This is a genomic window from Gordonia phosphorivorans (assembly GCF_042432625.1).
GTDB lineage: Bacteria > Actinomycetota > Actinomycetes > Mycobacteriales > Mycobacteriaceae > Gordonia > Gordonia phosphorivorans.
Window position 1 is genome coordinate 189,990 of record NZ_JBHLWV010000012.1, and the last position, 24,172, is coordinate 214,161.

25 protein-coding genes are annotated in these 24,172 nt (G+C 69.0%); 13 read left to right on the forward strand and 12 right to left on the reverse strand.

The features are described 5' to 3' along the window. Positions 1–155: 155 nt before the first annotated feature. Positions 156–1,901, forward strand: a complete 1,746-nt coding sequence (locus ACFFJD_RS04500) for a DUF222 domain-containing protein (protein WP_382361544.1) — start codon at positions 156–158, stop codon at positions 1,899–1,901. Between the two features lie 23 nt (positions 1,902–1,924). Here the strand turns inward: ACFFJD_RS04500 and ACFFJD_RS04505 are convergent, their stop codons facing one another. After that, the gene (locus tag ACFFJD_RS04505) at positions 1,925–2,530 is read right to left on the reverse strand and encodes a DUF1707 SHOCT-like domain-containing protein (protein ID WP_382361547.1); all 606 of its coding nucleotides are present in this window, start codon (positions 2,528–2,530) and stop codon (positions 1,925–1,927) included. Positions 2,531–2,577: 47 nt separating this feature from the next. On the opposite strand from ACFFJD_RS04505, the gene ACFFJD_RS04510 reads away from it, so the two are divergent. Beyond that, positions 2,578–3,855: a glutaminase gene (locus tag ACFFJD_RS04510; protein ID WP_382361550.1), complete on the forward strand. Its 1,278-nt coding sequence runs from the start codon at positions 2,578–2,580 to the stop codon at positions 3,853–3,855. A gap of 35 nt (positions 3,856–3,890) precedes the next feature. Here the strand turns inward: ACFFJD_RS04510 and ygiD are convergent, their stop codons facing one another. Then, positions 3,891–4,658: a 4,5-DOPA-extradiol-dioxygenase gene (gene ygiD, locus ACFFJD_RS04515; protein ID WP_446685291.1), complete on the reverse strand. Its 768-nt coding sequence runs from the start codon at positions 4,656–4,658 to the stop codon at positions 3,891–3,893. Positions 4,659–4,774: 116 nt separating this feature from the next. On the opposite strand from ygiD, the gene ACFFJD_RS04520 reads away from it, so the two are divergent. Further along, positions 4,775–6,436 carry an ABC-F family ATP-binding cassette domain-containing protein gene (locus tag ACFFJD_RS04520; RefSeq protein ID WP_382361556.1) on the forward strand — a complete coding sequence of 554 codons (1,662 nt, stop codon included), beginning with the start codon at positions 4,775–4,777 and terminating at the stop codon, positions 6,434–6,436. Between the two features lie 15 nt (positions 6,437–6,451). On the opposite strand, the gene ACFFJD_RS04525 is transcribed toward ACFFJD_RS04520, so the two are convergent. Together ACFFJD_RS04525 and ACFFJD_RS04530 are read right to left on the reverse strand one after the other, a co-directional pair. Then, positions 6,452–7,474: an LLM class flavin-dependent oxidoreductase gene (locus tag ACFFJD_RS04525; RefSeq protein ID WP_382361559.1), complete on the reverse strand. Its 1,023-nt coding sequence runs from the start codon at positions 7,472–7,474 to the stop codon at positions 6,452–6,454. Positions 7,475–7,505: 31 nt separating this feature from the next. Further along, positions 7,506–7,859, reverse strand: coding sequence for a GNAT family N-acetyltransferase (locus ACFFJD_RS04530; RefSeq protein WP_382361562.1), 354 nt, complete (start codon positions 7,857–7,859; stop codon positions 7,506–7,508). Between the two features lie 99 nt (positions 7,860–7,958). On the opposite strand from ACFFJD_RS04530, the gene ACFFJD_RS04535 reads away from it, so the two are divergent. Both ACFFJD_RS04535 and ACFFJD_RS04540 read left to right on the forward strand, forming a co-directional pair. Continuing rightward, positions 7,959–8,675 (forward strand): YoaK family protein, encoded by a 717-nt coding sequence (locus ACFFJD_RS04535; RefSeq protein WP_382361565.1) that lies wholly within the window; start codon positions 7,959–7,961, stop codon positions 8,673–8,675. Positions 8,676–8,692: 17 nt separating this feature from the next. Then, positions 8,693–9,634, forward strand: a complete 942-nt coding sequence (locus ACFFJD_RS04540; protein ID WP_382361568.1) for a hypothetical protein — start codon at positions 8,693–8,695, stop codon at positions 9,632–9,634. A 144-nt stretch (positions 9,635–9,778) separates the two neighbouring features. Here the strand turns inward: ACFFJD_RS04540 and ACFFJD_RS04545 are convergent, their stop codons facing one another. The 4 genes from ACFFJD_RS04545 to ACFFJD_RS04560 form a co-directional block, all read right to left on the reverse strand. Further along, a complete protein-coding gene (locus ACFFJD_RS04545; protein WP_382361571.1) occupies positions 9,779–9,934 on the reverse strand; it encodes a hypothetical protein in 156 nt (51 codons plus the stop codon). A 52-nt stretch (positions 9,935–9,986) separates the two neighbouring features. After that, positions 9,987–10,433 (reverse strand): Hsp20/alpha crystallin family protein, encoded by a 447-nt coding sequence (locus tag ACFFJD_RS04550; protein ID WP_382361574.1) that lies wholly within the window; start codon positions 10,431–10,433, stop codon positions 9,987–9,989. A gap of 214 nt (positions 10,434–10,647) precedes the next feature. Beyond that, a complete protein-coding gene (locus ACFFJD_RS04555) occupies positions 10,648–10,971 on the reverse strand; it encodes a histone-like nucleoid-structuring protein Lsr2 (RefSeq protein ID WP_382361577.1) in 324 nt (107 codons plus the stop codon). Positions 10,972–11,074: 103 nt separating this feature from the next. Continuing rightward, a complete protein-coding gene (locus tag ACFFJD_RS04560) occupies positions 11,075–11,881 on the reverse strand; it encodes a hypothetical protein (RefSeq protein ID WP_382361580.1) in 807 nt (268 codons plus the stop codon). On the opposite strand from ACFFJD_RS04560, the gene trhO reads away from it, so the two are divergent. From trhO to ACFFJD_RS04585, 5 genes are all read left to right on the forward strand, one after another. Next, positions 11,874–12,725, forward strand: a complete 852-nt coding sequence (gene trhO, locus ACFFJD_RS04565) for an oxygen-dependent tRNA uridine(34) hydroxylase TrhO (RefSeq protein WP_382361583.1) — start codon at positions 11,874–11,876, stop codon at positions 12,723–12,725. The two genes, ACFFJD_RS04560 and trhO, sit on opposite strands and share 8 nt — an antisense overlap. Continuing rightward, entirely contained in the window at positions 12,722–13,750 is a 1,029-nt protein-coding gene (locus ACFFJD_RS04570; protein ID WP_382361586.1) for a CobW family GTP-binding protein, read from the forward strand. The genes trhO and ACFFJD_RS04570 overlap by 4 nt, the downstream gene beginning before the upstream one ends. 106 nt (positions 13,751–13,856) lie before the next feature. Then, positions 13,857–14,906, forward strand: coding sequence for an N-acetylmuramoyl-L-alanine amidase (locus ACFFJD_RS04575; RefSeq protein WP_382361589.1), 1,050 nt, complete (start codon positions 13,857–13,859; stop codon positions 14,904–14,906). A gap of 46 nt (positions 14,907–14,952) precedes the next feature. Then, positions 14,953–15,921, forward strand: a complete 969-nt coding sequence (locus tag ACFFJD_RS04580) for an SDR family oxidoreductase (protein ID WP_382361592.1) — start codon at positions 14,953–14,955, stop codon at positions 15,919–15,921. Continuing rightward, positions 15,914–16,531, forward strand: coding sequence for a nucleosidase (locus ACFFJD_RS04585; RefSeq protein ID WP_382361595.1), 618 nt, complete (start codon positions 15,914–15,916; stop codon positions 16,529–16,531). Before ACFFJD_RS04580 ends, ACFFJD_RS04585 begins: the two co-directional genes overlap by 8 nt. Here ACFFJD_RS04585 and ACFFJD_RS04590 read toward each other — a convergent pair. From ACFFJD_RS04590 to ACFFJD_RS04605, 4 genes are all read right to left on the reverse strand, one after another. Beyond that, complete coding sequence (locus tag ACFFJD_RS04590; RefSeq protein ID WP_382361598.1) at positions 16,489–17,532, reverse strand: DUF6542 domain-containing protein; 1,044 nt, start codon at positions 17,530–17,532, stop codon at positions 16,489–16,491. The genes ACFFJD_RS04585 and ACFFJD_RS04590 overlap by 43 nt on opposite strands. A gap of 63 nt (positions 17,533–17,595) precedes the next feature. Further along, entirely contained in the window at positions 17,596–18,693 is a 1,098-nt protein-coding gene (locus tag ACFFJD_RS04595; protein ID WP_382361601.1) for a DNA recombination protein RmuC, read from the reverse strand. Positions 18,694–18,733: 40 nt separating this feature from the next. Next, positions 18,734–19,270, reverse strand: coding sequence for a methylated-DNA--[protein]-cysteine S-methyltransferase (locus ACFFJD_RS04600; protein WP_382361604.1), 537 nt, complete (start codon positions 19,268–19,270; stop codon positions 18,734–18,736). Continuing rightward, on the reverse strand, positions 19,267–20,778 hold the full coding sequence (locus ACFFJD_RS04605; RefSeq protein ID WP_382361607.1) for an AlkA N-terminal domain-containing protein: 1,512 nt from the start codon (positions 20,776–20,778) through the stop codon (positions 19,267–19,269). Before ACFFJD_RS04605 ends, ACFFJD_RS04600 begins: the two co-directional genes overlap by 4 nt. A 118-nt stretch (positions 20,779–20,896) precedes the next feature. Between ACFFJD_RS04605 and ACFFJD_RS04610 the strand changes: the two genes are divergently transcribed. The 3 genes from ACFFJD_RS04610 to ACFFJD_RS04620 are packed head-to-tail and all read left to right on the forward strand — an operon-like array spanning position 20,897 to position 23,767. Then, a complete protein-coding gene (locus tag ACFFJD_RS04610; RefSeq protein WP_382361610.1) occupies positions 20,897–22,222 on the forward strand; it encodes an AI-2E family transporter in 1,326 nt (441 codons plus the stop codon). A gap of 22 nt (positions 22,223–22,244) precedes the next feature. Then, positions 22,245–23,324 carry a redox-regulated ATPase YchF gene (gene ychF, locus ACFFJD_RS04615; RefSeq protein ID WP_382361613.1) on the forward strand — a complete coding sequence of 360 codons (1,080 nt, stop codon included), beginning with the start codon at positions 22,245–22,247 and terminating at the stop codon, positions 23,322–23,324. Between the two features lie 29 nt (positions 23,325–23,353). Continuing rightward, positions 23,354–23,767, forward strand: coding sequence for a hypothetical protein (locus ACFFJD_RS04620; protein WP_382361616.1), 414 nt, complete (start codon positions 23,354–23,356; stop codon positions 23,765–23,767). Positions 23,768–24,172 lie beyond the last annotated feature (405 nt).

Consider the following 24,172-nt stretch of genomic DNA (forward strand, 5'->3'; position numbering starts at 1 on the left):
GGGCAGTCGTGCGTCTTCGGATGGGCGCCAGCCGATGGTCCGCAGGCGCCCGTTCTTGTCGGAGGGCGGGCATACGATGTTCCTAGAACACCAGCACTAGTTAAAGATGTTTTAGCTCGCATTAGGTAGTAGCTCGCTTGGGGAGGTGAGTAGCCATGGCGCAGAGAACCGCATCCACGTGGCCCGTCGCAGACCTGACCGCCTGCGGCCTACTCGCTCCCGGCACCGACCTGGCAGGCCTGCCGACTGCGCGTGTCGTCGGCGCGATCGCAGCGACCAAGAACGGGCACTGCTTCCTCGACTGGCAGCTCTTTCAGTTCGCGCTGTCGATGCACTCGCGCGTCCGCGCCTCCAGCACGAACGTGGTGGCGACCCAGAAGTCGATCCTGGATCTGGAAGCCCAGACCACGCTCGAGCTGCAGATGAGCCTGGAGAGCACCGAGTACGCCGCACGCGTCCTGCTTCTCGACGCTCTCGACGCGCGAGATCGGCTCCCGCGCGTGTACGCGACCATGAGGCTGGGCCTGATCGACCGCGACCGCTTCCATCGGATCGCTCACGAAACCCGCCTCGTGGTCGACGAGGCCATCATGGCCAAGATCGATGCCCTGATCGCCGCCGAGATCCTGGGCGCCCAGCACGGCTACACCTGCATTTCGGTCACTAAGACCGGTGCAATGGCCCGCCGCCATGTCGCCGAACAGGATCCCGATGCCGTGCGCCGCGAACGCGAGGGCGCCAAGGACGGCCGCAGCCTCGGCCACCAGAACCTCGAAGCCGGCATGGCACAACTGTTCCTCACCGCCACCGCCGAAGACGTCCGCCTCGCACGACAGATGCTCGACGCGGTCATCGCCGGCCGCTGCCCCGACGACCCCCGCACCAAAACTCAAGCCCGCTCCGATGCAGCGATCGCGCTGCTGCAACGCAAGCCGTTCACCTGCGAATGCGACAGCGACGGCTGCACCGCGCAGATCAGCGACGTCGAACTCGACGCCCGCGCGGCCCGCATCGTGGTGCACGTCCTGTGCGATGCCACGACGCTGGAAGGCGGCGACAAGTGCGGCTACCTCGACGGCCACGGCCCGATCTCCGCTGAGCACGTTCGGGAGATCGCCGCCCGCGGTGATGCCGTGATTCACCAGCACCGCCTCGACGACCTGCTCGAACCCAACCCCGCGAGTGCCTCCGGCGCGCAGGAGCGTCCCGATGAGGCTGCGCTGCACCGACGAGCGCCCCGCTCCGAAACCCCGGACGAGCGCCGGGGCGATGACCCGCGGCCCGACACCGAAAACGGCGGCGAACCGGCTGCGGTGATCGCCAAAACGGCTCTTCCGAGCGATCCGTACCGCCCGAACCTGCTCACCGACCTCATCTCGCGCTTCCTGTGGGGCACCTGCTCCATCCCGGGTTGCGAACGTGCGGCGTTCGCGTGCGATTTGGACCACGTGGCCGAGTACGACAACGTCCGTCCGGAGCTCGGCGGGCCCACGTGCGTTTGCAATCTGCTACCGAAGTGCCGCTATCACCATCTGGTGAAGACGAATCTGGAAGGCTTCGTCGACGACCTCTGGATCGACTCCGATGGGCGCTATCACTCGAGCGTGACCACGCCCCTGGGGCAGACCGTCGAGGTGCTGGCCTCGAACCAGTGGCTGCTCCCGCGCCTGGCCGACCTGCGCTGCACCCACCAACTCGCCGGCTGGCACGCGACCGGAATCGCCACCGGCACCGTCGAAGACGGCCCGCAACGCGCCCGCACCCGGACAGCGGCCAAGCATGCCCGGCGGCGCGCGGAACGCAAGGCGAACCGCGAGCGCCGATTGGCCGAGCAGCCTGAGCCGATCCCAGAACCGGAACCCGTCAGCGAAGAATTCGACTACGACGAGCCGCCGTTCTGAGCGAGGTTTCCCGCTCGCCGGCGTCAGCGGCGTTTGATGACGACCGAACTCATCCCGGAGAGGTAACCGGTCAGGACGATGAGCGGGCCTCCGGGCGTACGCGGTTCACCCGCGCGGTCCTTCACCTTGGACCATCCGCTCAGGGACAGGTTGTCGTACTGGATCTGCTGATCGGCGCCGAGATGGATCTTCACAGTGCTGACCGAACCCTGGACGTCCACCTCGACGGTGCTGGATTGGAGACGCGCCTGCGAGAAGTCGAGGACGACGGTCCCCATCTCGGCGGTCGCGTAGATCTGCGGCGGCACCTGCCAAGGTCCGCGTCGACGCTTGGTGTCCCAATCGGCCTTCAGCTTCAGCGGCTTCATCGGTGCCGGAACTGCGGCGCCGCCGGGAACGGTGAGTGGCCGGGCGCCGCCGGCAGGGAAGAGCTTGTCGTAGGAGGGCAGATCGCGCAGGGTGTCCCGTAGTTCGCCGCGAGTGCGCGCGACGTACACGCGGTCGGATCGTTCCTCGAACTCGTCGACCTGCAGGTACCCGGCGGCGAACGCCTCGTGCAGCAGCGCGACCGCCCGCTCACGCTCGGGGGTACCGATACGAATCTGATCATCCGGAAGGTCCGAGGGCATGCGGCCAGTCTAGGGGGCGCTGGGTGGCGGCCACGTAGCCTGTGGGCGTGCGATCCCCGATCCCCGATTACCTGGCCGAAGCCCTGCGCAGCGTGCAGGCCGATCATTCCGGCGCCACAGCGGACTACATTCCCGAACTGGCCCACGCGGACCCCGACCGGCTCGCCGCCGCCCTGTGCACCGTCGACGGTCACATCTACTCCGCCGGGGATGCGGCCGCCGAGTTCAGCATTCAATCGATCTCCAAACCGTTCGTCTACGCGCTCGCGCTCGCCGATCGCGGCTTCGACGCGGTCCTGGAGAAGGTGAACGTGGAGCCCAGCGGCAACGCGTTCAACGAGATGTCGGTGGAGCCGGACACCGGGCGTCCGCTGAACCCGATGATCAACGCCGGCGCGATCGCCATGCACAGCCTGGTCGGTCCCCCGGGAGCGACTCCGGAGCAGCGCGTGGACCGCGTGGCCGACGGGCTGAGCGCCTTCGCCGGACGTCGGCTGCACGTCGACGAAGCGGTGTCCCGGTCCGAGATGAGCCACGCTTACCGGAATCGGGCGTTGGCCAACATGCTGCGCGCCTACGACATCATCGCCGACGACCCGCTGGTGGCCGTCGCCGGTTACACCCGCCAGTGCTCACTGCTGGTCACTGCCGAAGACCTGGCGGTGATGGCCGGAACCCTGGCCAACCGCGGCGTGAACCCGCTCACCGGGCGACCAGTGGTGTCGGCGGCGGTGGTGCGGCAGACGTTGAGCGTGATGGCGACGTGCGGCATGTACGACGGCGCCGGGGACTGGATGACCCGAGTGGGGGTACCGGCCAAGAGTGGAGTGGCGGGCGGGCTGATCGGCGCGCTGCCCGGGCAGGCGGGGATCGCGACGTTCTCGCCGCGGCTGGACCGGCACGGCAACAGCGTGCGCGGGGTGAATCTGTTCACCCGGTTCACCGCCGACATGGGCATGCACGTGATGGAGGTACCGCCGCACGCGCCCTCGGTGATCCGGAGCCGACGGGTGCTCGGCGAGGGTGATCGGGAGGTGACGCTCGTGTCGCTGCAGGGCGATCTGCGCTTCGCCGCCGCCGAGCGCGTGGTGCGCGAGTTCCAGGAGCATCCGCCGCAGCAGCACCGGGTGGCGATCAGCCTGCGCCGCGTGTTCTCGGTGGATGCCGTCGCCCGCCGCATGGTGCTCGAAGCGGTCCGACGCCTCTCTCTCGACGGGCACGAGGTGTACCTGCTCGACCCGGACGAGGTGCTGCCCGATCCGGACCCGGGCACCGGCGGTCGGGTGCGGGTGCTGACCCGCCTGGCCGATCTGCTCGGCGGCTGACTGCGGCGTCCGGGACCGGCCTGCGCACGGAGGGCCTACGCGGACAGTCCGAGGGTGTAGGCGCTCATCGACAGCGACCCGGCGGCGTAGCCGTCCACCAGCAGATCCAGCGGCTGCGCCTCGGCGAGGCCCGCCAGGTACAGCAGTGGCAGGAAGTGGTCGGGGGTGGGCACGGCCGCGGCGAAGTCGCGGTGGCCGTCCAGGGTGAGGATCTCCGACGGATCGGTGCGCAGCACGTCGGCGGCGGCCTCGTTGAACCGCTGCGCCCACGTGAACCCGGTGTCGGGCTGCGAGAAGTCGACGGCGCCGAGGTTGTGCACGATGTTGCCGCTGCCGACGATAAGGACGCCCTGCTCGCGCAGCGGCGCCAGCTTCCGGCCCAGCTCGAAGTGGTATTCGGGGCTCTCGTAGGCGTTGAGCGACAGCTGCAGCACCGGGACCGAGGCGTCGGGGAAGGCGTGCCGCAGCACCGACCAGGTGCCGTGATCGATGCCCCAGCTGTCGGTGTCCATGCCCACCCAGGTCGGCTGCACCACGTCGGCCACCAGCTCCGCGATCTCCGGGTCGCCGGGCGCCGGGTATTCGACGTCGAACAGCTCCTGCGGGAAACCGTAGAAGTCGTGGATGGTGCGCGGACGCCGCATCGCGGTCACCGCGGTGGCGTTGATGTACCAGTGCGCCGAGATCACCAGGATCGCGCGCGGACGGGGCACGGCCGCGCCGAACTGCTCCCAGGCCCGCGTGTAGCGGTTGGTCTCGATCGCGTTCATCGGGTTGCCGTGCCCCAGGAAGGCCGCAGGCATCGACGTCGGTGCTGCAGGGCTCATGGCTCGTCCTTCGCGTCGTGGGATCTGCCGACCTCAACGCTACGCGCGTCGCCGATATGCCCCGGGGCCGCGTCGGGTGGGACCATACGGACATGACTGCCACGCTCGTCGCCAAGGATGTCTCCGGCGGCTACGCCCACCGAGTGCTCTTCGACCACCTGGATCTCACCGTGACCCCCGGCGATGTGGTCGGCGTGGTCGGTGCCAACGGTGCGGGTAAGACGACGCTGCTGCGCGTGCTCGCCGGAGATCTGGCGCCGCTGTCCGGCACCGTCTCGCGCGCTCCCGCCGACGCCTTCGTCGGCTGGCTGCCGCAGGAGCACGACCGTGTGCCCGGGGAGACCGTCGCGCAGTACGTGGCGCGTCGGACCGGGTGCGCCGCGGCGACCCTGGCGATGGACGCCGCGGCCGCGGCACTGGCCGAAGAAGCGCCCGCCGGGGCGCCGGACCCTGCCGAGGTGTACTCGGCCGCGCTGGATCACTGGTTGGCCACCGGCGCCCCGGACCTGGACGAACGACTGTCGACGGTGTTGGCCGACCTCGGCCTGGACACCGGCGCGCACGTGCCGGAGGAGGCGCTGATGACCGGTCTGTCCGGTGGGCAGGTCGCTCGGGTGGGCCTGGCGGCCCTGCTGTGCTCGCGCTTCGACGTCGTGCTGCTCGACGAACCCACCAACGACCTCGACCTCGACGGCCTGGCCCGACTCGAAGAGGTGGTCTCGGGCATGCGGGGCGGTGTGGTGCTGGTCAGCCACGACCGAGAGTTCTTGTCCCGCTGCGTCACCCGCGTACTCGAACTCGATCTGGCGCAGCACACCAACACGGTCTTCGGCGGTGGGTACGACAGCTATCTGGAGGAACGGGAGGTCGCCCGCCGCCACCGCCGCGAGGAGTACGAGGAGTACGCCGAACGCAAGGCCGACCTCGTCGCGCGGGCGCGTACCCAACGCGAATGGTCCAGCCAGGGCGTCCGCAATGCGCTGCGCAAGGCCCCGGACAGCGACAAGATGCGCCGTCGCGCGGCCAGCGAGTCCAGCGAGAAGCAGGCCCAGAAGGTCCGCCAGATGGAGAGCCGCATCGAGCGCTTGGAAGAGGTGGTCGAGCCGCGCAAGGAGTGGGTCCTCGAGTTCACCATCGGGGCCGCGCCCCGCTCCAGTTCGGTGGTCGCCACGCTCAACCAGGCGCTGGTGCGCACCGGCGACTTCGTCCTCGGCCCGGTGTCACTGCAGGTCAATGCGGGCGAGCGAATCGGGATCACCGGCCCCAACGGCGCGGGCAAGACGACGCTGCTGCGCACCCTGCTGGGCGAGCAGACCCTCGACGCGGGTACCGCGCAGCTCGGCGCCAACGTCGCGCTCGGGGAGGTGGATCAGTCCCGCGGCCTGTTCACCGGGCCGGCGCCGCTGGCCGCCCGCTTCGAGGAGCTGATGCCGGAGCTGACCACCGCCGAGGTGCGTACCCTGCTGGCCAAGTTCGGGCTGCGCGCCGACCACGTCGATCGGCCCGTCGACGAGCTGTCGCCGGGGGAGCGGACCCGCGCCGCGCTGGCGCTACTGCAGGCCCGCGGGACCAATCTGCTGGTGCTCGACGAGCCGACCAACCACCTCGATCTGCCCGCGATCGAGCAGTTGGAGTCCGCGCTCGAGTCCTACGAGGGCGCGCTGCTGCTGGTCACGCACGACCGCCGGATGCTCGACACAGTGCGGGTGGATCGTCGCTGGCACATCGAGGACGGGCGCGTCGTCGAGCTGTAGGCGGGCCGCTGGCCGTCAGGCCAGCATGTCCTTGACCATCGGAACCACCTTCTCGCCATACAGCTCGATGGAACGACGCTGTGCCGCGTGCGGCACCGGCTGGTCGTACTTCAGGTCGAACCGATCCACCTTCAGGACACCGAGGGTGGCGGCGATCTTGCGCGCCACCGTCTCCGGGGAACCGACGTACAGCGAACCGTCGGAGATCTCCCGTTCGAAATCGCCGGGCGCCGGGTCGGGCCAACCGCGTTCGCGTCCCAGCCGCAGCCGGAACTCGAGCCAGCCGTCGTACACCGTCTCCCGGGCGGCCTCATCGGTCTCGGCCACCAGGCCCGGGGAGTGGACCGCGACGGGAGCGCGCGGGACCTCGAGCTGATCCTGGGCGCGCTCGAACAGATCGATGTACGGGGCGAACCGCTCCGGAGCGCCACCGATGATCGCCAGGAACAGGCCGAAGCCGTGCCGGGCGGTGCGCACCACCGATTCGGGGCTGCCGCCCACGCCCACCCAGGTGGGGATGCCGCCGGCGGTCTCGGGGTACACCCGCTGATCGGTCAGCGGGGCGCGGGTGGTTCCCGACCAGGTGACCGGCTTCTCGGTGAGCAGCGAGGCCAGCAGCCCCAGCTTCTCCTCGAACAGCACCTCGTAGTCGCTCAGGTCGTAGCCGAACAGCGGGAACGACTCGATGAACGAGCCGCGTCCGGCCACGATCTCGGCACGGCCGTTGGACACGGCGTCGAGCGTGGCGAAGCGTTCGAAGACGCGCACCGGATCGTCCGAGCTCAGCACGGTCACCGCCGAACCGAGGCGGATCCTCTCGGTGCGCGCGGCGATGGCTGCCAGCACCATCTCCGGACTCGACACGGCGAAGTCAGGTCGGTGGTGCTCACCGACGGCGAAGAAGTCCAGGCCCAGCTCGTCTGCGAGCACTCCGTCGTCGACGAGGTCGCGGATGACCTGGGCGTGCGAAAGGTGGTTGCCCTGGCCGTCGTCGGTGAGACCGCCGAACGTGTCCAGGCCGAATTCGATGTCACTCATGGGTAGCGCTCCAACGTCGGGTGGTGGGGTGTCAAGCTCGGCGGGCGCTCACGGCCCGCAGATGCGCAGGCGTCGGCGCGACGATGTGGGCGTCGTATTCGGGGTGCCTGGTCAGCCACTTGGCGACGTACGGGCACACCGGGACGAGAGCGTAGCCGCGGGCCACCACGTCGTCGACCACGTGCTGAACCAGCAGCGAGGCCAGGCCGCGGCCGCCGTACGCGTCGTCGATCCCGGTGTGGAACAGCACGCGCTGCACTGCGGCGGCAGCGTCGACATCGACGTAAGACTCCTCGCCGGCCTCGCGGTCGGCCGCGGAGCGGTCAAGAAGCACATAGCGCGATTCGGTGGGCCGGTCGACGACGTCGAACGTCTGCTCGGTCATGGGGTTCCTTTTGGATTGCGGGGACGACTGCTACCGGCATCAACGGTTCGGGGCGACGGTTGTTCCCGAGGCCGGATCCCTCGATGGGAGAATGGCGGCGTGCGGGAGATCATGCGGCGCGAGGTGACGTTGGCGGTGGTGCTGTCGGCCGCCGCCGGCTACATCGATGCGGTGGGATACCTGTATCTGGGCGGCCGGTTCGTGTCGTTCATGAGCGGCAACACCACCGAACTGGCCGCGGGCGTGGCCTACGGTGACGGCTCGGTGGTCGGCGTCGTCGCCACGCTGCTGGGCTGCTTCTTCCTCGGCACCATCGTCGGCGCGCTGCTGGTACGGGTGGGCGACGGCCGCACGACCGTCTTGACGGCGAGTACGGCGCTGGTCGCGGTGACCGCGGTCCTGGCCGGATTCACCGACTCCACGCTCCCGGTCACGTTGCTCCTCCCGCTGTCCATGGGCGTCATCAACGCCACCTTCCTCACCGCCGGCGAGGCCAGCATCGGTCTCACCTATATGACCGGTGCGCTGGTGAAGGCCGGTCAGCGGCTGGTCGACGCCTTCTTCGGCGGCCCGCGCATGGTGTGGGCGCGGCACCTGGCGCTGTGGTCGGCGTTGCTGGGCGGCGGCGTCATCGGCGCCTGGATGTGGCGGCAGACCGGCCTGGCGGGAGCGCTCGGTGCGATCGCCGGTCTGCTGGCGGCGGTGACGGTGGTCGTGGTGATCAATCGTCGACGCACCGGGACCTTCGGTGAGCGGCCCGATCGTCGGGAGATCGTGATCCTCGGGCCGGACGCGGTAGGGCCGCCGCCGAGCTAGCCGTTAGGCTGGCAGCCATGCCGGAGACCAGCGACAACCTGGCGGACGCCCTGCTCGACGCGCAGGTGGCGTTCACCCTGTCCCAGCTGACCGACGCGGACGAGTACGCGGCCCTGGTCGACACCGAGATCGCCGCCTTCATGGTCGAGTCGGGCTCCCTGCCGCTGGAGACGGCGATGCCGCGCGAGCTGATCAAGGCCGTCGCCCGCAAATACACCATGCAGTTCCCGGTGGAAGGCGCGATCCCGGAGCTGGTGGGGCAGGTGGCCGCGCGGTTGTATCACCACGAGGTCCACCGGACGACGGTGCTGTCGGAGGTGATCGACACCCGCCGGTTCGACGAGCTGGCGTCGGTGGCCACCGAACTGCCCGTGGCGAAACGGGCCGTGGACCAGGTCTTGGCGAGCCCCACAACGGTGGACACCGTGGTCGAGGTGGTGCAGCGGACCGTCGAACGAAGGGTGGGGGTCACGGCCGGGCGACGACTGGCCGGCCTGGTGGACCGGTGGACGCGGCGCGGGACGACGGCGGTGCTGACCTCGGTGCGCGAGGACTCCGACGATCTGCTGCGCGAGGCGCTGCACGAATTCTGGCGCGGCCGTGCGAGCGAGGAAGTGGACGGCTTCCGCGACACGGTGGGCGAGGCCGACGTCGAGGACGTGGTGGTGCTGGTCTTCGAGTTCTGGCGGACCTTTCGGCAGACCGAGTTCTTCCGCACCCTGCTCGACGCCGGCATCGACGAGGTGTTCGACACTTACGGCGCCACCCCGATCGCCGACGTTCTGGCCGATCTCGGCGTCAGCGAGACCGATCTGCGCGAGGAGGCCCTGCGCTTCGGGCCCCCGGTGATCACACGCTTGGACACCAACGGATTCCTGGCACAGCTGGTCCGACGTCGACTCGCCCCGTTCTATGCCTCCGCGCAGTTCCGCGCGGCGCTCGCGCGTAGAAGCGAGTGAAGCAGACCGTCACGGCCCGCATAGCGGCACACGGGGACGCCCGGCGTCCCGAATCGAGTCGGTACGCCGGGCGTCGAATATTGTGGTCGTTGTAGCTCTACCTCGATGACACCACCTCCAGAAGGTCACGGACGTGCGCTTGCGTTACTGCCGCACGCCGGGCGGAGAGACTCCGCTGTGCACCGGTTCTGGCCGATCTGGGAACTCGTACGGATATTCGTTGACAGCGTCGTCGAAGACTTCGATGTCAATCTGCTGGTCCAGCCAGTCGGTCGGGCTGGCCTCCAGTGCTACACCCATCATGAACCTCCTCGGAAGAAAGCCGCATCATGATTTCTGTGGCGCGGTGCCGTCAGGCTGGTGTCGCGGTGATCGAGGCCTGTGCCTGCTCAGACTGTTCCACCATGATCTTGCGAGCCTTAGCCTTCTCGGCGACCGGGATGACCACACTGAGAACGCCGTTGTCGTACTTCGCGCTGATGGCGGTTGTATCGATGCCGTCGCCCAGCGTCACCTGCCTGCGGTACGTGCCGGCGAACCGCTCGCTGGCCAGCCACTTGACGCCTTCATCGGAAGCCACGGACCGTTGGGCGGACAGAGTCAACACCCCGTTGTCGACGCTCACGTCGATCGAGCCCGGGTCAACGCCGGGGAGATCCGCAGTCAAGACGTATTGATCTTCGATCTTGTACAGATCCATCGGCATGAACCGTGGCGTCCGCATCGTCCCGCTTTGCTGACCACTCAGCAGGCCGCGAGTCAACGAATCGAAGTCGGTGAAGGGATCGAAACCAAGCACAGCAACACACCTCCTGTTTCGCTTCCGCACCAGCCGGGTGCCGGTGCTCTTCATCACTGTGCGAGGCCCATATTAGCACTCGATGCCGTCGAGTGCCAGATTTGTGGGGCGTCGATCGTCCCAACAAGACAACGATCGCCGCAGCCTCGTTGAGAGGCTGCGGCGATCGTGATGACGGCTCGGCTGCCGGCGCTCGTCGGCGGTAGCCGGTCGGTCAGTGGGCCGCTTCGTAGGCGGCGACGATGTCGGCCGGAATGCGGCCGCGGTCGCTCACGGTGAAGCCGTTCTCGTTGGCCCACGCCCGTACCGCGCGGGTGTCGGTGCCCGACTTGCTCGCGGTGCGGCGGGTGCTGCGGCCGCCGACTACACGGGAGCTGGCGACGTAGTTGGCGACGAGATCGCGGAATTGCGCGGCGTTCTCCAGCGAGGCGTCGAACTCGTAGCTCTTGCCGTCCAGCGACCATCGAACGGTTTCGTAGTCGTCGAGTTCCGCGCCGTCGATGTCATCGACGATCATGATTTTGGTCCGCTTAGCCATGAAAGGCCCTTCTCAGAGGTTGATTAATGGGAAAGAATAATGCCGTGTGTTTCTGAGTCTACAAAATTGCGGCGCATTGTAAAAGGCGTGTTCGGTGTCGATATCAACGCGTGGGTGACGGGGCGGTGGCCCGTGGACTATTCGCGGCCGATTCGCCGAGGAGCACGGCGGGTGCCCGATCGTCCGCATGAATCCGCTCATATCCGTCCGCGGTGATCGAAAACCCGGTCTCGGTGCCCGATTCCAGGCAGTACAGGCCCTCGACTTCGCTCAGGCAGCGGAAACTCCCGGCCACGAGGGTGGACCCGAATTCGAGGATGTGGGACCGATAAAGAACGGGATAGAGATTCGCGCAGCCGCCGGCCGTCGCCCCCTCGGAATTCAGTACCGCGAGGTTCTTATTCCATTCGCAGCCCTCGGGGCTGTTCGGCGGCGGCGTCGACGGGCCGTCGATGCGATCACCGGCGCAGACCAGCGCACCCGCGCCGTTATTGCCGGTCGAGCAACGCAGACCCCGGTCCGGGGTGGAGAAATGGACCCCGGAGAGATCGTCGAGGCGTTCGCCGGTGTCGGTGGTCGCACCGATGTGGAAATCGCTCACCCCGACGCGGGGCGTCGCGGCGATGGCCGCCGCCACGCTGTCCGGTGCGTCGGCCACGAAGCTGCGCGGTGCGCGAGCCGCGGAACTCGTAGAGGCCGCGACGGCCGTTGACGACTCCGTGATCAGCGCATTCGTCGCCGGAATCTCGATGGCCTTGGGGTTCTGCCGCTCGTCGAGGAGGCCGCAGGCGCTCGTCGCGGCGACGGCGGCGACGGCCAGCAGGGTCGCGGCCAGGCGGCCGGGCCTGCGCGCGAAGCGTCCGGTGGTCGGCGGCCGTTCGGTGGATCCGTACCCTTGCACTGTGGCCACTCCCAAAATCGTGTTGTTCTACGTGTTCACGCCGCTGCCGGATCCCGACGCTATCCGACTGTGGCAGCTGGCGGTGTGCGAGTCATTAGGTCTGCGCGGCAGAATCATCGTGTCACCCCACGGAATCAATGCCACGGTCGGTGGTGACCTACCCGACGTGAAGCGTTATGTGCGAGCCACCCGCAGCTACCCGGCCTTCCGTGATGCGGATATCAAATGGTCCGAGGGCGTCGGTGACGACTTTCCGCGGCTGAGTGTCAAAGTGCGCCCCGAGATCGTCACCTTCGGGGTGCCCGACGAGGTGGTGGTCGACGGTGCGGGCATCGTCGGCGGTGGTGATCGATTGTCGCCCGCGCAGGTCAACGAGTTGGTCGATGCGCGCGGGGAGGAAGTGGTGTTCTTCGACGGGCGCAATGCGATTGAGGCGCAGATCGGGCGATTTGCCGGGGCCGTGGTTCCCGACGTGGAGACCACCCGTGATTTCGTGCCGCTGATCGACAGCGGCGCGTTCGATCATCTGAAGAATCGCCCGGTGGTGACGTACTGCACGGGCGGCGTTCGATGTGAGGTGCTGAGTGCGCTGTTGCGCAATCGCGGTTTCAGTGAGGTATATCAGCTCGACGGTGGAATTGTGCGTTATGGCGAAGCCTTCGGTGACGAAGGGCTTTGGGAGGGCTCGCTCTATGTCTTCGATAAGCGGATGAGCGTCGATTTCTCCGATCGGGCCACCGTGCTCGGTAGCTGTGTCGATTGCGGTGCACCGACCAATCGGATCGCCAATCACCCCGACGAACTCGGACGCGAACTCGCGGTGCTGTGCCTGCGGTGCCGTCCGGAGCCATGACGGCCCCCGCGGTTCCGGTGGTGGTGCTCGCCGGCTTCCTCGGCGCGGGCAAGACCACGGTGCTCAATCATCTGCTCCGGCATGCGGGCGGTCGCCGATTCGGGGTCCTGGTCAACGACTTCGGTGCGGTGAACATCGATGCGCTGCTCGTCTCGGGCCAGTCGGCCGGGCGCCTCGATCTGGCGAACGGGTGCATCTGCTGCACCACCGACGCCGAAGGGCTGGGCGAGGCGCTCGCCTCGCTGGCCGTATCGGGCGTCGATGCCATCGTCATCGAGGCCAGCGGCATCGCCGAACCGAAGGCGCTGGTCCGGCTGGTTCTGGCGGCCCGCGACGAGCGCGTGGCGTACGGGGGCCTGGTGTATCTGGTCGACGCTGCGAACCTGGAGTCGACGCTCGCCGAGCACCCGATCGTCGGCGATCACCTCGGGGTGGCGGATCTGGTGGTGTGCAACAAGACCGACCTGGTGTCGACCGCCGACTTGTCCCGGATTCGTGCGACCATCGCCGACCTGAATCCGACCGCGCCGATCCTGTCGGTGGTAGGCGGCACCGTCGACCCGGGGCTGTTCGCCGAGGGCGCAGGCGGGGCGGCGGCCGACGACGGGCCGCGCCAGCTCACGATCGGTGAACTGCTCGACGAGGAGCCCGATCATCCGCGCGGGCACCTGCACGACGCCTTCGAGTCGGTCTCGCTCGAATCGCCGGAGCCGGTCGATCCGCGCCGGCTCGCCGCCTTTCTGGAGCGCCCGCCGGTCGGTGCGTACCGCTGCAAGGGCCTGGTCTTCGTCGATCTGCCCGGCCATCGCGACCGCGCCTACGAGGTGCACGCGGTCGGCGGCTTCGTGCGGGTCGGGCGTCGGCGGTGGCCCGACGGGGTGCGTCGGACCAGTCTGGTCGCCATCGGCGCAGGCCTGGACGTCGACGCGGCCCGCGCGGCCATGGCCCAGGTGTTGACGCCGGCCGATCCGTCGGACGAGAACGGCATCCTGCATCTGACTCGGCACCTGGTCACGGGCGACTAACGATTCGTGACTGTGACCGGGATCGGGTTGCCCCGGCCCGGGCCCCGCTGATTCACTTGATACTGAAGTGACTGGTGTGACTTCTGGTGATCTAAGGGGTTTGTTGATGTCTGTTGTCTCAGTTCGTCGTCGTGCCGTGGGCGGATTCTCTGTGGCCGTGGTCGGTTTGCTGACCGCCGGCGCTCTCGTCGCGGTCCCGGCGGCCGCCGAGCCGGCCGCGCCCAAGGCGGGATCGCTGAGTGGACGCACGGTCTTCTTGGATCCGGGCCACCAGGGATCGGCGGCCGGGCACAGCCTGAACAAGCAGGTATCCGACGGGCGCGGGGGCACCAAGGACTGCCAGACCACCGGCAGCACGGCGCTGGGCGGCAAGGCCGAGCACACCATCAACTGGGACGTGGCCCAACTGGTCAAGGCCGGTCTGGAGGCCGAGGGTGCCCGCGTGGTACTCAGCCGCGCCGACGACACGGGCTGGGGCGGGTGCGTCGACGAGCGCGCCGCCGCCGCGAACGCGTCCAAGGCCGACATCGCGGTGAGCCTGCACGCCGACTCCACCAGCCGCGGCGAGGACGCGGGCAAGTCCGGCTTCCACCTGATCACCCCGGTGCTGCCGGTGCCCGACGCCACCGTGACGTCGGTGCAGGCCGGTAAGGGGCGCGAGGCCACCGAGGCGATGCGCGATGCGTTCAAGCGGTCCGGCTATTCGCCCGCCAACTACGGGGGAGCCAAGAACGGCATCGTGTCGCGCACCGACATTGCGGGCGTGAACCTCACCCGCGTGCCGATGGTGTTCGTCGAGATGGGCAACCTGTCCAACCCGAAGGAAGCCAAGGAGCTGTCGTCGGCGAAGGGCTCGGCAGCGTACGCGCTGGCGGTCACCAACGGGATCAAGAACTACCTGGCCACGGCGCCGGCCTCCGAGCCGGTCCCGCTCGCACCCGGCGAGGCCGGCCAGTTCGACGAGTCGTCCGGGGACGCGGCCGACCTGGCCGCGTTGGCGGCCGTCGGGCCGCTGATCGAGCAGCTCGCGGCGGCGAAGAGCCTCGACGAGGCGCAGGCGCTGCTGATGGCGCAGGGCTCGGACGTGTCCGCGCAGGTCCTCAAGGCGATGTTGGCCGTGGTGTACACCGTGTTCGGCGGCAAGCTGCCCATCTGATTCCGGCGCCACCGCGCCGGGCGGCCCGGACCACTAGAGTTATGGCATGGGCCTGCAACTTCCGAGTCTGAAGACCATCCGCGACCTGTTCTACATGCCGACGCCGGTACCGAGTTTCGCCGGCCGCAAGGTGTTGATCACCGGTGCGGCCAGCGGCATCGGTGCGGCCACCGCGCGGGCGGTGGCCGGGCGCGGCGGTGAACTGGTGCTGACCGATGTGCAGACCGGCGCGCTCGATCAAGTGGTCGCCGAGATCTCCGGATCCGGCGGCAAGGTGCTCTATCACCGCGCCGGTGACGTGTCCGACTACGAGTGGGTGGCCGCATTCGCCCGGGACGTGCACGCCGAGGTCGGCGTGATGGACGTGGTGATGAATGTCGCCGGGATCTCGGCGTGGGGCACGGTGGAGAAGCTCGAACACCAGCAGTGGCGCCGCATGGTCGACGTGAACCTGATGGGGCCGATCCACATCATCGAGTGCTTCGTGCCGGAGATGGTGCGCCGCGGCAAGGGCGGTCAGTTGGTGAACGTGTCGTCGGCGGCCGGACTGCTGGCACTGCCGTGGCACGCCGCCTACAGCGCGAGCAAGTTCGGGATCCGCGGCGTGTCCGAGGTGCTGCGCTTCGACCTGCGTCGGCACGGTATCGGGGTGAGCCTGGTCTGCCCGGGCGCCGTTGCCACCCCGCTGGTCGACTCTGTGGAGATCGCCGGCCTGGACCGCAGCAACCCGGTGATCGCCAAGCAGGTCGGCGGCTTTCACCGCATCGCGGTGACGCCGGAGCAGGCCGCCGAGTCGCTTTGCAAGGGCGTTGTGCGCAACAAATTCATGGTCTACACCTCGTTCGACACGCGCTTCGGGTACTGGTGGGCGCGCAAATTCGCGCTGCCATACGAGATCGTCATGCGGATCGCCAACAACCGCTTCGACCACTTGGCGCGGATCAGCGAGGTCGGCGCGACAACGCCCGGCGCCACCGATACGCCCTCCTCGGAGCCGGCCGGCAACCGTGATTGAGTCGGGGCCGTCGACGGCGCCCGACGACGTGCTGGTGGTCTCGGCCACCCGCGCCGAAGCCGCCCATGTTCCCGCCGGCGCGCAGGTCCTCATCACGGGTCTGGGCAAGGTGCGTAGCGCCACGGCGCTGGCCCGTCACCTGGCGCTCCATCCCGGCCGGTACGTCCGGGTGGTCAACATCGGCACCGCGGGTGCGCTGCATCCCCACCACGGCGGTCTCTACGTCCCGTCGCGAGTGGTCGAGCACGACCTGAGCGCCGCCGAACTGTCGGCACTGGGGTACCCGGTGACCGACACCTGGGACATCCCGGACGGCGACGGCACCGTGCTGGCCACCGGTGACACCTTCGTCGCCGACGAAGAGCAGCGCGATCGGCTGGCGCAGCGCGCCGATCTGGTGGACATGGAAGCGGCCGCCCTGGTGCACGTGTGCCGCGAGTTCGCGGTGCCGATCCGGCTGGTCAAGGTGGTCAGCGACTACGCCGACGACTCGGCGATGGACTGGCCGTCGGCGATCGACGCGGCAGCTCGCGAGCTGGGCCGCTGGTTGGTGCAGACCGGCTGGGGTCAGTCGTCGAGCCCGCGCGTGAGGTCCTCGACCGCTCCCTGATCGCGCAGCTGCTGGCCGGCGGTGCGACGCGGCCCGTCGGCGCCCGGGCGCGGCGGAATCACCTGCGGCTGGGCCCGGCGGACCGGCCGGGCGGGGGACTGACCGACGACGGTCTGCGTCTTACGGACCGGGCGGGCCTCGGACGGCGCCGGTGCGGTGCGAGCGCGTGCGGGCGCGGCGACGTCGGGCGCCGGCCGGGGAGGCTGGTTCGGGGTGGCCGGGCGGCGGCCCCACGGGACGTCGGCCGCGACCTGCGGGTCGCGCTTGCGCGCGCCCGCCTTCGTCGGCGAAGCCTTGGTCTCGGGCCGACCGGCCGTGGGCTTGGCCCCACGCGACTTGGCCGCCACCGGCTCCGCGCCCTCCGGGCGTGGGGTGCGGCGCTTGCGCTCGGCGTCCTTGCCGGCCGCGGTCTCGCCCTTGGTCCTCCGGCGCCGTTTCGGAGCGTCGGTGGCCCGGGCCTTCGCGGCGGTCTTGTCCCCGTCGGACTTCTTTTCCCGGTCGGCCTTCTTGGCTCCGGCTGCCTTCTTCGCTCCGGCGGCCTGGTCGGCGACGTCGTCGCGGGTGAGGAACCAGCGCGCCACGGCGATGGCCACGCAGATCAGGAACGTGCTCAGGATCCACGGGAACAGATTCGAGTACGGCATCGCGATGTTCAGCACGGTGCGGCTCAGGCTCTGCGACTTGCCGCTCTCATTGGCCGCCGAGACCAGGCCGAACAGCGAGATCAGGCCGATGGTGACGGTGATCAGGGGCGGCTGCACCGCAGCGGTGAACAGGGCGCGGCGTCGTACCGCCAGCGCGGCGAGCACGCAGCCGATCAGATAGAAGACGTTGTAGATCACCCCGAGTGACGAGTTGACCAGGGCGTCGATGGTGGCACCGACCGCGGTGAACCCGGCGGCGATCAGCAGCGCGCCCCACCAGGGCACTCCGAGGTAGCCGGGCAGCACGCTCTGCTTGTCCGCGGGCACCGGCGTGCGGTTCGTGAGGGGTGAGGGCACGCATCAACGGTACCGGGTGCGGTGACTGCCACGCAGAAGCCGGGCCGGTGGCGTGGCGAGGGGTCAGCTCTCGCGCGTCGCGGTACGGATCGTCACGTCGACGGTCGGCAGCCGCTCACGCGGTGGTGAGGACGAGGTGCCGATGTCGCCGAGGGCTTCGAGTTCGGACAGCCGACGGGCCGTCACCGACAGGCGGGAGTCGATCGCGCCGATGGCCGAGTTGTACGACTCCACGGCCCGTCGCAGCGCACCGCCGGTCTTCTCCAGGTGGCCGAGCACGCCGTCGAGACGCTGGTACAGCTGACGGCCCAGCGAATGGATGGTCGCGGCGTCCTCGGCGAGGGCGTGCTGCCGCCAGCCGAGCGCCACGGTGCGCAGCAGGGCGATCAGGGTGCTGGGCGTGGTGAGGACCACGTTGCGGCCGAAGGCGTAGTCCAGCAGTCCGGGGTCGGCGCGGGTGGCGGCCTCCAGCACGCCGTCACCGGGCAGGAACAGGACCACGAACTCGGGTGAACTCGGCTGCGCCGACCAGTACGACTTGGCCGACAGCGCCGTCACGTGGCTGCGCACCGCCTGCGCGTGGCGCGTCAGCAGGGCGCCCTCGTCCACCGGTCCCGGCGCTCCGGCGGTGGCCTCGAGGTACGCCGACAGCGGTGCCTTCGCGTCGACGACGATGCTGCGGCCGCCCGCCAGGTGCACCACCAGGTCCGGGCGCAGACGTCGGTCGTCGCCGTTGGTGGTCTGCTGGGTGCTGAAGTCGCAGTGGCGCGACATGCCGGACAGTTCCACGATGCGCTCCAACTGCACCTCGCCCCAGCGGCCGCGGATCTGCGGGGCGTGCAGGGCGCCGGCCAGGCGACCGGTCTGCTCCTGCAGTCGGATGGAGGTCTGCTGCATGCCGCGGACCTGCTCGGTGAGGCCGGCATAGGCGTGGATGCGGTTGCTCTCGGTGCGCCGCAGTTCCTCCGACAGCTGGTGCAGGGTGTGCCGCAGCGGCTCGACGATGTCGTTGACCTCGTCGCCGAGCACCGCGGACTGCTCCCGGGTGGCCTCCAACGTGGCCGCCCCCACGGTGCCGGCCGCCAGGTGGTGAGCGAACCACCCGGCGACGGCGCCGAGGATCAGGCAGACGAGGCCGGTGATGGCCAAGGAAGCGGTCATGCCCCCATGGTGCACCCCGCCTACGACAATTCGGTGCGCCCTAGGCTTCGCGGTCCAGGAGCGACTGTTTGATGTCCAGTCCGTACCGGAAGCCGCCGAGACCGCCGTTGCTGCGGACCACCCGATGGCAGGGGACGAACAGTGCCGCGGCGTTCTGCGCACAGCATGCGGCGGCCGCGCGGACGGCCGCCGCGTTGCCTGCGCGCTCGGCCAATTCGGTGTAGGTCACCGGTGGACCGGGCGGGACGTCGCGCAGCGCCTCCCAGGCGGCCACCAGGAACGGTCCGGAGTGCTGGCGCACGGTGACGCGCGCAGGGGCTCCGAAGTCCCCGTCGTAGTAGGCGCGCACCGCGTCGGCGACGGCGCCGCCGGGCCGCGGCACCAGGGCCTCCGGCCGCAGGGCGGGGTGGATCAGGGCGCGCAGGTATTCGGGGCTGTCCACCCATCCGGAGGCGTAGACCACGCCGTCGTCGTCGAACAGCGCGGTGAACGGTCCGTCGGCGGTGTCGACGGTGGCCCAGCCGAGCTGGGCGGGCACGGTGTCCGGCGTGGATGCGGACTCGGCGAGGGTTGTCATGATGGGCCTTTCTTCGCTGCGCGGCCTGGGGCCGGGGTAGTAGAGAACACTCGGTGGCGCCACAGGTGCATGGCCGCGTACGACCGCCACGGCCGCCATGACTCCGTGTGGGCCGGGTCGATGCCCAGGTCGGCGGCGGCCTGGGCGATCACCAGGTCGCCGTGCGGCAACACGTCCGGATCGCCGGTCACCCGCATCACCACCTGATCGGCGGTCCACGGTCCGACCCCGTCCAGGGCGAGCAGCTCGGTCCGTAACTTAGACGTTTGAGAACCCGCATGCGGTTCCATCGCGCCCGAGGCGATCGCGCGGGACGCGCCCACCACCGCCCGGGCCAGTCGGCGCGGACCGCTGATCGCTTCCTCTCCGGCGGCGACGATCGCCTCGGGGGTGGGGAACAGGCGGCGGGGTGCCTCGGGTGCGGCGTCGTCGTGCCACGGCGCGGGCTCGCCCAGGTCGTGCACCAGCGTGCCCAGTCGGGTGCGCGCCGCGGCGACGCTGATCTGCTGACCGACGATGGTCCGGATCAGGGTCTCGTGGCCGTCCACGCCGCCGGGGATCCGAATGCCGGGCGCGGCGGCCACCAGCGGGGCCAGCGTGGGATCGGCCGCCAGCGCGGCGTCCACCGCCACCGGGTCGGCGTCGAGGTCGGCCAGGCGGCGCAGCCGATTCACGGCGACCGACAGGTCGCGCAGATCCAGGTGCTCGAGGCGGGCGGACGCGTGATCGGGGTGCAGGGTCAGCGCGACGAGGGCCGGTCCGTGCGGCAGTCGCAGGGTGCGGTGCAGGGTGGTGCCGTCGACCCGCTCGAGGCCGAGGACCGCGTGGGCGGCGAAACCGCGGACCGTCCAGGCCACGTCGTACGGCGTGCGCAGGGGCAGCCGGAGGGTGAGCGGACCGGTCGGGGCGGTGTTGCTTCCGTAGCGTCTGCGCAGTTCTGTCGGCGACCGGTCGTAGGTCTCACGGAGGGTGTCGTTGAATTGGCGGATGCTGGCGAAGCCGGCCGCGAACGCGACGTCGGAGATGGGCATGGCCGTGCTGACCAGCAGGATGCGGGCGGTGGTGGCGCGGTGCGCCCGCGCCAGGGCCAGCGGTCCGGCGCCGAGTTCGGCGCGCAGCACCCGCCCGACGTGCCGCGGGGTGTAGCCGAGGGCCTGGGACAAGCCGTCGACGCCGCTGCGATCGACCACGCCGTCGGCGATCAGCCGCATCGCGCGGCTGGCCAGGTCGGCGCCGGTGTTCCAGCGCGGGCTGCCGGGCGTGGCGTCGGGCAGGCAGCGACGGCAGGCGCGGAAGCCGCGGGCCACCGCGGCCGCGGCGGTCGGGACGAAGTCGACGTTGGCCCGGTCGGGGGTGCGGGCCGGGCACGACGGCCGGCAGTAGATGCCCGTGGTGCGCACGGTGACGAAGAACTGGCCGTCGAACCTGCTGTCCCGCGCCGACAGTGCCCGATAGCAGCGCTCGAAGGGCAGCTCGAGCGCGACGGACGGGGGAGCGAGTGCGGTCACACGATCGAGTCTGCCCGCCGTCGAGGCGGCGGGCTAGCGGATTTCAGACATGACGGTTGCGCGGCGACGCGGACGCGCTACCGCGCGATCGTCGGGGGGGATGTGTGACGATGCACGCGTGAGCGACAAGAGCGATGACCTGCGCGGAGCCAAAGGGGTGTCCGACGCCGACGCCGAGGCGATCGATCGCGCGGAGGAGCAGGCCCGAACCGAGCCCGACGATCTGGCGGCTGTCACCGAGCGCGTGCTGACCGACCCGCGGACCGGCAAGCGCTATCCCAGCCGGTCGCGGGTGTTCCTGACCGGCCTCCGGTCGTCGGCGACGGTGTCGCTGCAAGCGATCCTGGTCTTGGCGTTCCTGGCCGTGGTGATGTGGATCCTGGGCAAGCTCTGGGTGATCGTGTTGCCGGTGCTGCTCGCGATCATCGTCGCCACGGTGCTGTGGCCGCCGGTCCGGTGGCTGCGCAAACGCGGCCTGCCCGCCGCGCTGGCCGCGATCAGCGTGTTGCTGCTGGCCATCCTGGTCGTGGGCGGCGTGATCGGTGCGATCGCGCCGTCGGTCATCGACCAGACGCCCATCCTCGTCGGGCACGCCATCGACGGCGTCAAGAAGGTGCAGGACTGGGTGCAGGGGCCCCCGCTGAACATCGACGACCAGCAGATGAACGGGTTCGTCGACAGCATCACCGAGAAGCTGCAGAAGAGTGCCACCACGATCGCTTCGGGCGTGTTCAGCGGCGTCGGTGCCGCCACCTCGGTGCTGATCACGGCGTTCACGTCGCTGGTGCTGGTGTTCTTCTTCCTCAAGGACGGGCCCAAGTTCATCCCGTGGCTCAACCGCACCGTCGGCATGCCGACCGGCTCGCACATCGGCGAGGTGCTGGTGCGCATGTGGAACACCCTCGGCGGGTTCATTCGGACGCAGGCGATCGTGAGTGCTGTTGACGCCGTGCTGATCGGTATCGGCCTGGTGATTCTCGACGTGCCGCTGGCCGGCGTCCTGGTGCTCATCACCTTCATGGGTGGCTTCGTGCCGATCGTCGGTGCGTTCGTCGCCGGCGCCCTCGCCGTGTTGATCGCCCTGGTGGTCAACGGCCCGACCACCGCCCTGATCGTGCTGGGCATCATCCTGCTGGTGCAGCAGTTGGAGGGCAACGTGCTCTCGCCGTGGCTGCAGTCCAAGGCCATGGAACTGCACGCGGTCATCGTGCTGCTCGCCGTCACGCTCGGCGGCACGCTGTTCGGCATCGTCGGCGCCTTCCTCGCGGTGCCCGCGGCGTCGTGCCTGGCGGTGCTGCTGCGCTACGTGCTGGAGCAGATCGGGATGGCCGCCGGGGAGCGGATCGCCCAGGAGGACGCCGAGGCCGAGGAGGTCGAGAAGCGAAAGCGGAACTTCCGCCTGCGCTTCCGCACCGGATCGCAGGCTGGTCCGAGCGCACCCTGACTAGGCGATAGACTCAACTCCCGTGAGTCTCACCCTCGGAATCGTCGGACTGCCCAACGTCGGCAAGTCCACCCTGTTCAACGCGCTGACCCGTAACGATGTGCTGGCGGCCAACTACCCGTTCGCCACCATCGAACCCAACATCGGGGTGGTGGAGCTTCCGGACGTGCGGCTCAATCGCCTCGCCGAGATCTTCGGCAGCGAGAAGATCCTGCCCGCCGTGGTCTCGTTCGTCGACATCGCCGGCATCGTCAAGGGCGCCTCGGTGGGTGAGGGCATGGGCAACCAGTTCCTGGCCAACATTCGCGAGGCAGACGCCATCTGCCAGGTGGTGCGCGTCTTCGCCGACGAGGACGTGGTGCACGTCGACGGCCGCGTGGACCCCACCGCCGACATCGAGGTAATCGAGACCGAGCTGATCCTCGCGGACATGCAGACGCTGGAGAAGGCGCTGCCGCGGCTGGAGAAGGACGCCAAGAAGAACAAGGACCTCGCGCCCCTGGCCGAGGCCGCGCGTGCCGCGCAGGAGCTGCTCAACAGCGGTAAGACGCTGTTCTCGGTGAAGGACAGCTTCGACCTGTCCAGCGTCCGCGAACTGCACCTGCTGACCGCCAAGCCGTTCCTGTACGTCTTCAACGCCGACGAGTCGGTGCTGACCGATGAGGCACGCAAGCAGTCGCTGCGCGAGCTCGTCGCCCCGGCCGACTGCGTGTTCCTCGACGCCAAGGTGGAGAGCGAACTGCTCGAGCTGGACGAGGACGACGCCCAGGAGCTGCTCGACTCGATCGGCCAGGACGAGCCGGGCCTGCGCCAGCTGGCGCGCGCTGGCTTCCACACCCTCGGTCTGCAGACCTACCTGACCGCCGGGCCCAAGGAATCGCGCGCCTGGACCATCCGCCAGGGCGACACCGCACCCAAGGCCGCCGGCGTGATCCACACGGACTTCGAGAAGGGCTTCATCAAGGCCGAGATCGTCTCGTTCGAGGACCTCGACGAGGCCGGCTCGATGAACGCGGCCAAGGCCGCGGGCAAGGTCCGCATGGAGGGCAAGGACTACGTCATGGTCGACGGCGACGTCGTCGAGTTCCGCTTCAACGTCTAGCGACGAGGGGCGAATCCGAGGGCGACAGCATGTCGGAGTACATACCGAACGAGTTGTTGTCGAGGCTTGTGGGCGAACGCATGTACTCGGTTGAGTTCGTCGTCAACGACTATGTGCAGTTGCGGTTCGATGGTGAACCAGGTGCTGGACGTCCCGTGATTCTGAACTGCTACGCGTGGCCTGTTGTTGAATACGCCGACCGCGCGTGGCGCGAGTCCGATCTCGGATATGCGGACGCGCTGCGATCTCTCACTCCTGGGATAGTGGCGGCCACGACGGAACAGACCGGGACCGGGATTCGCGTCGACCTTGATACTGGGGCAGTTGTTATCCATCCGCGAATCGAAGATGTGTACATCGAGATCGCTGAGATCATGGGGTTTACGGACGGCAGTTGGATGGTCTGGCGACCAGGTGAAGACAGCTTCGAGGACTTAGGGTGAGCCACGACCCAGTCGAGTTCCGTTTCAACGTCTAGCGACGAGGTAGTTCGGTGACGGAATACGAAGCACTCGTGGTCGGTCCGCCCTCGGCGGTGTCGCTGCGACAGACGATCGCGGCGATTGAATCGCTCCGGCGGGTGTGACGTTGTCGAATCGGATCGTGCTCACCGGGAGGCTGATCTGTGCCGACGCGGTTGAGCGCGACATAGTGAAGCGCTTCGTCGCCGATCACATTGACGAGACGGGTGCGGAGACGGGCTGCCTGTCGTTCTCGGTTGAACCGACGGCCGATATCGGGATCAGTAGTGCCCCATAGAGTGGTGTAGCCCGGTGACCGGGACCATGACGAGCAGCGTGTCGTTGCTCGGAGCGGGAGCGGTCACCGTGTGATCCTTCGAGGAATCT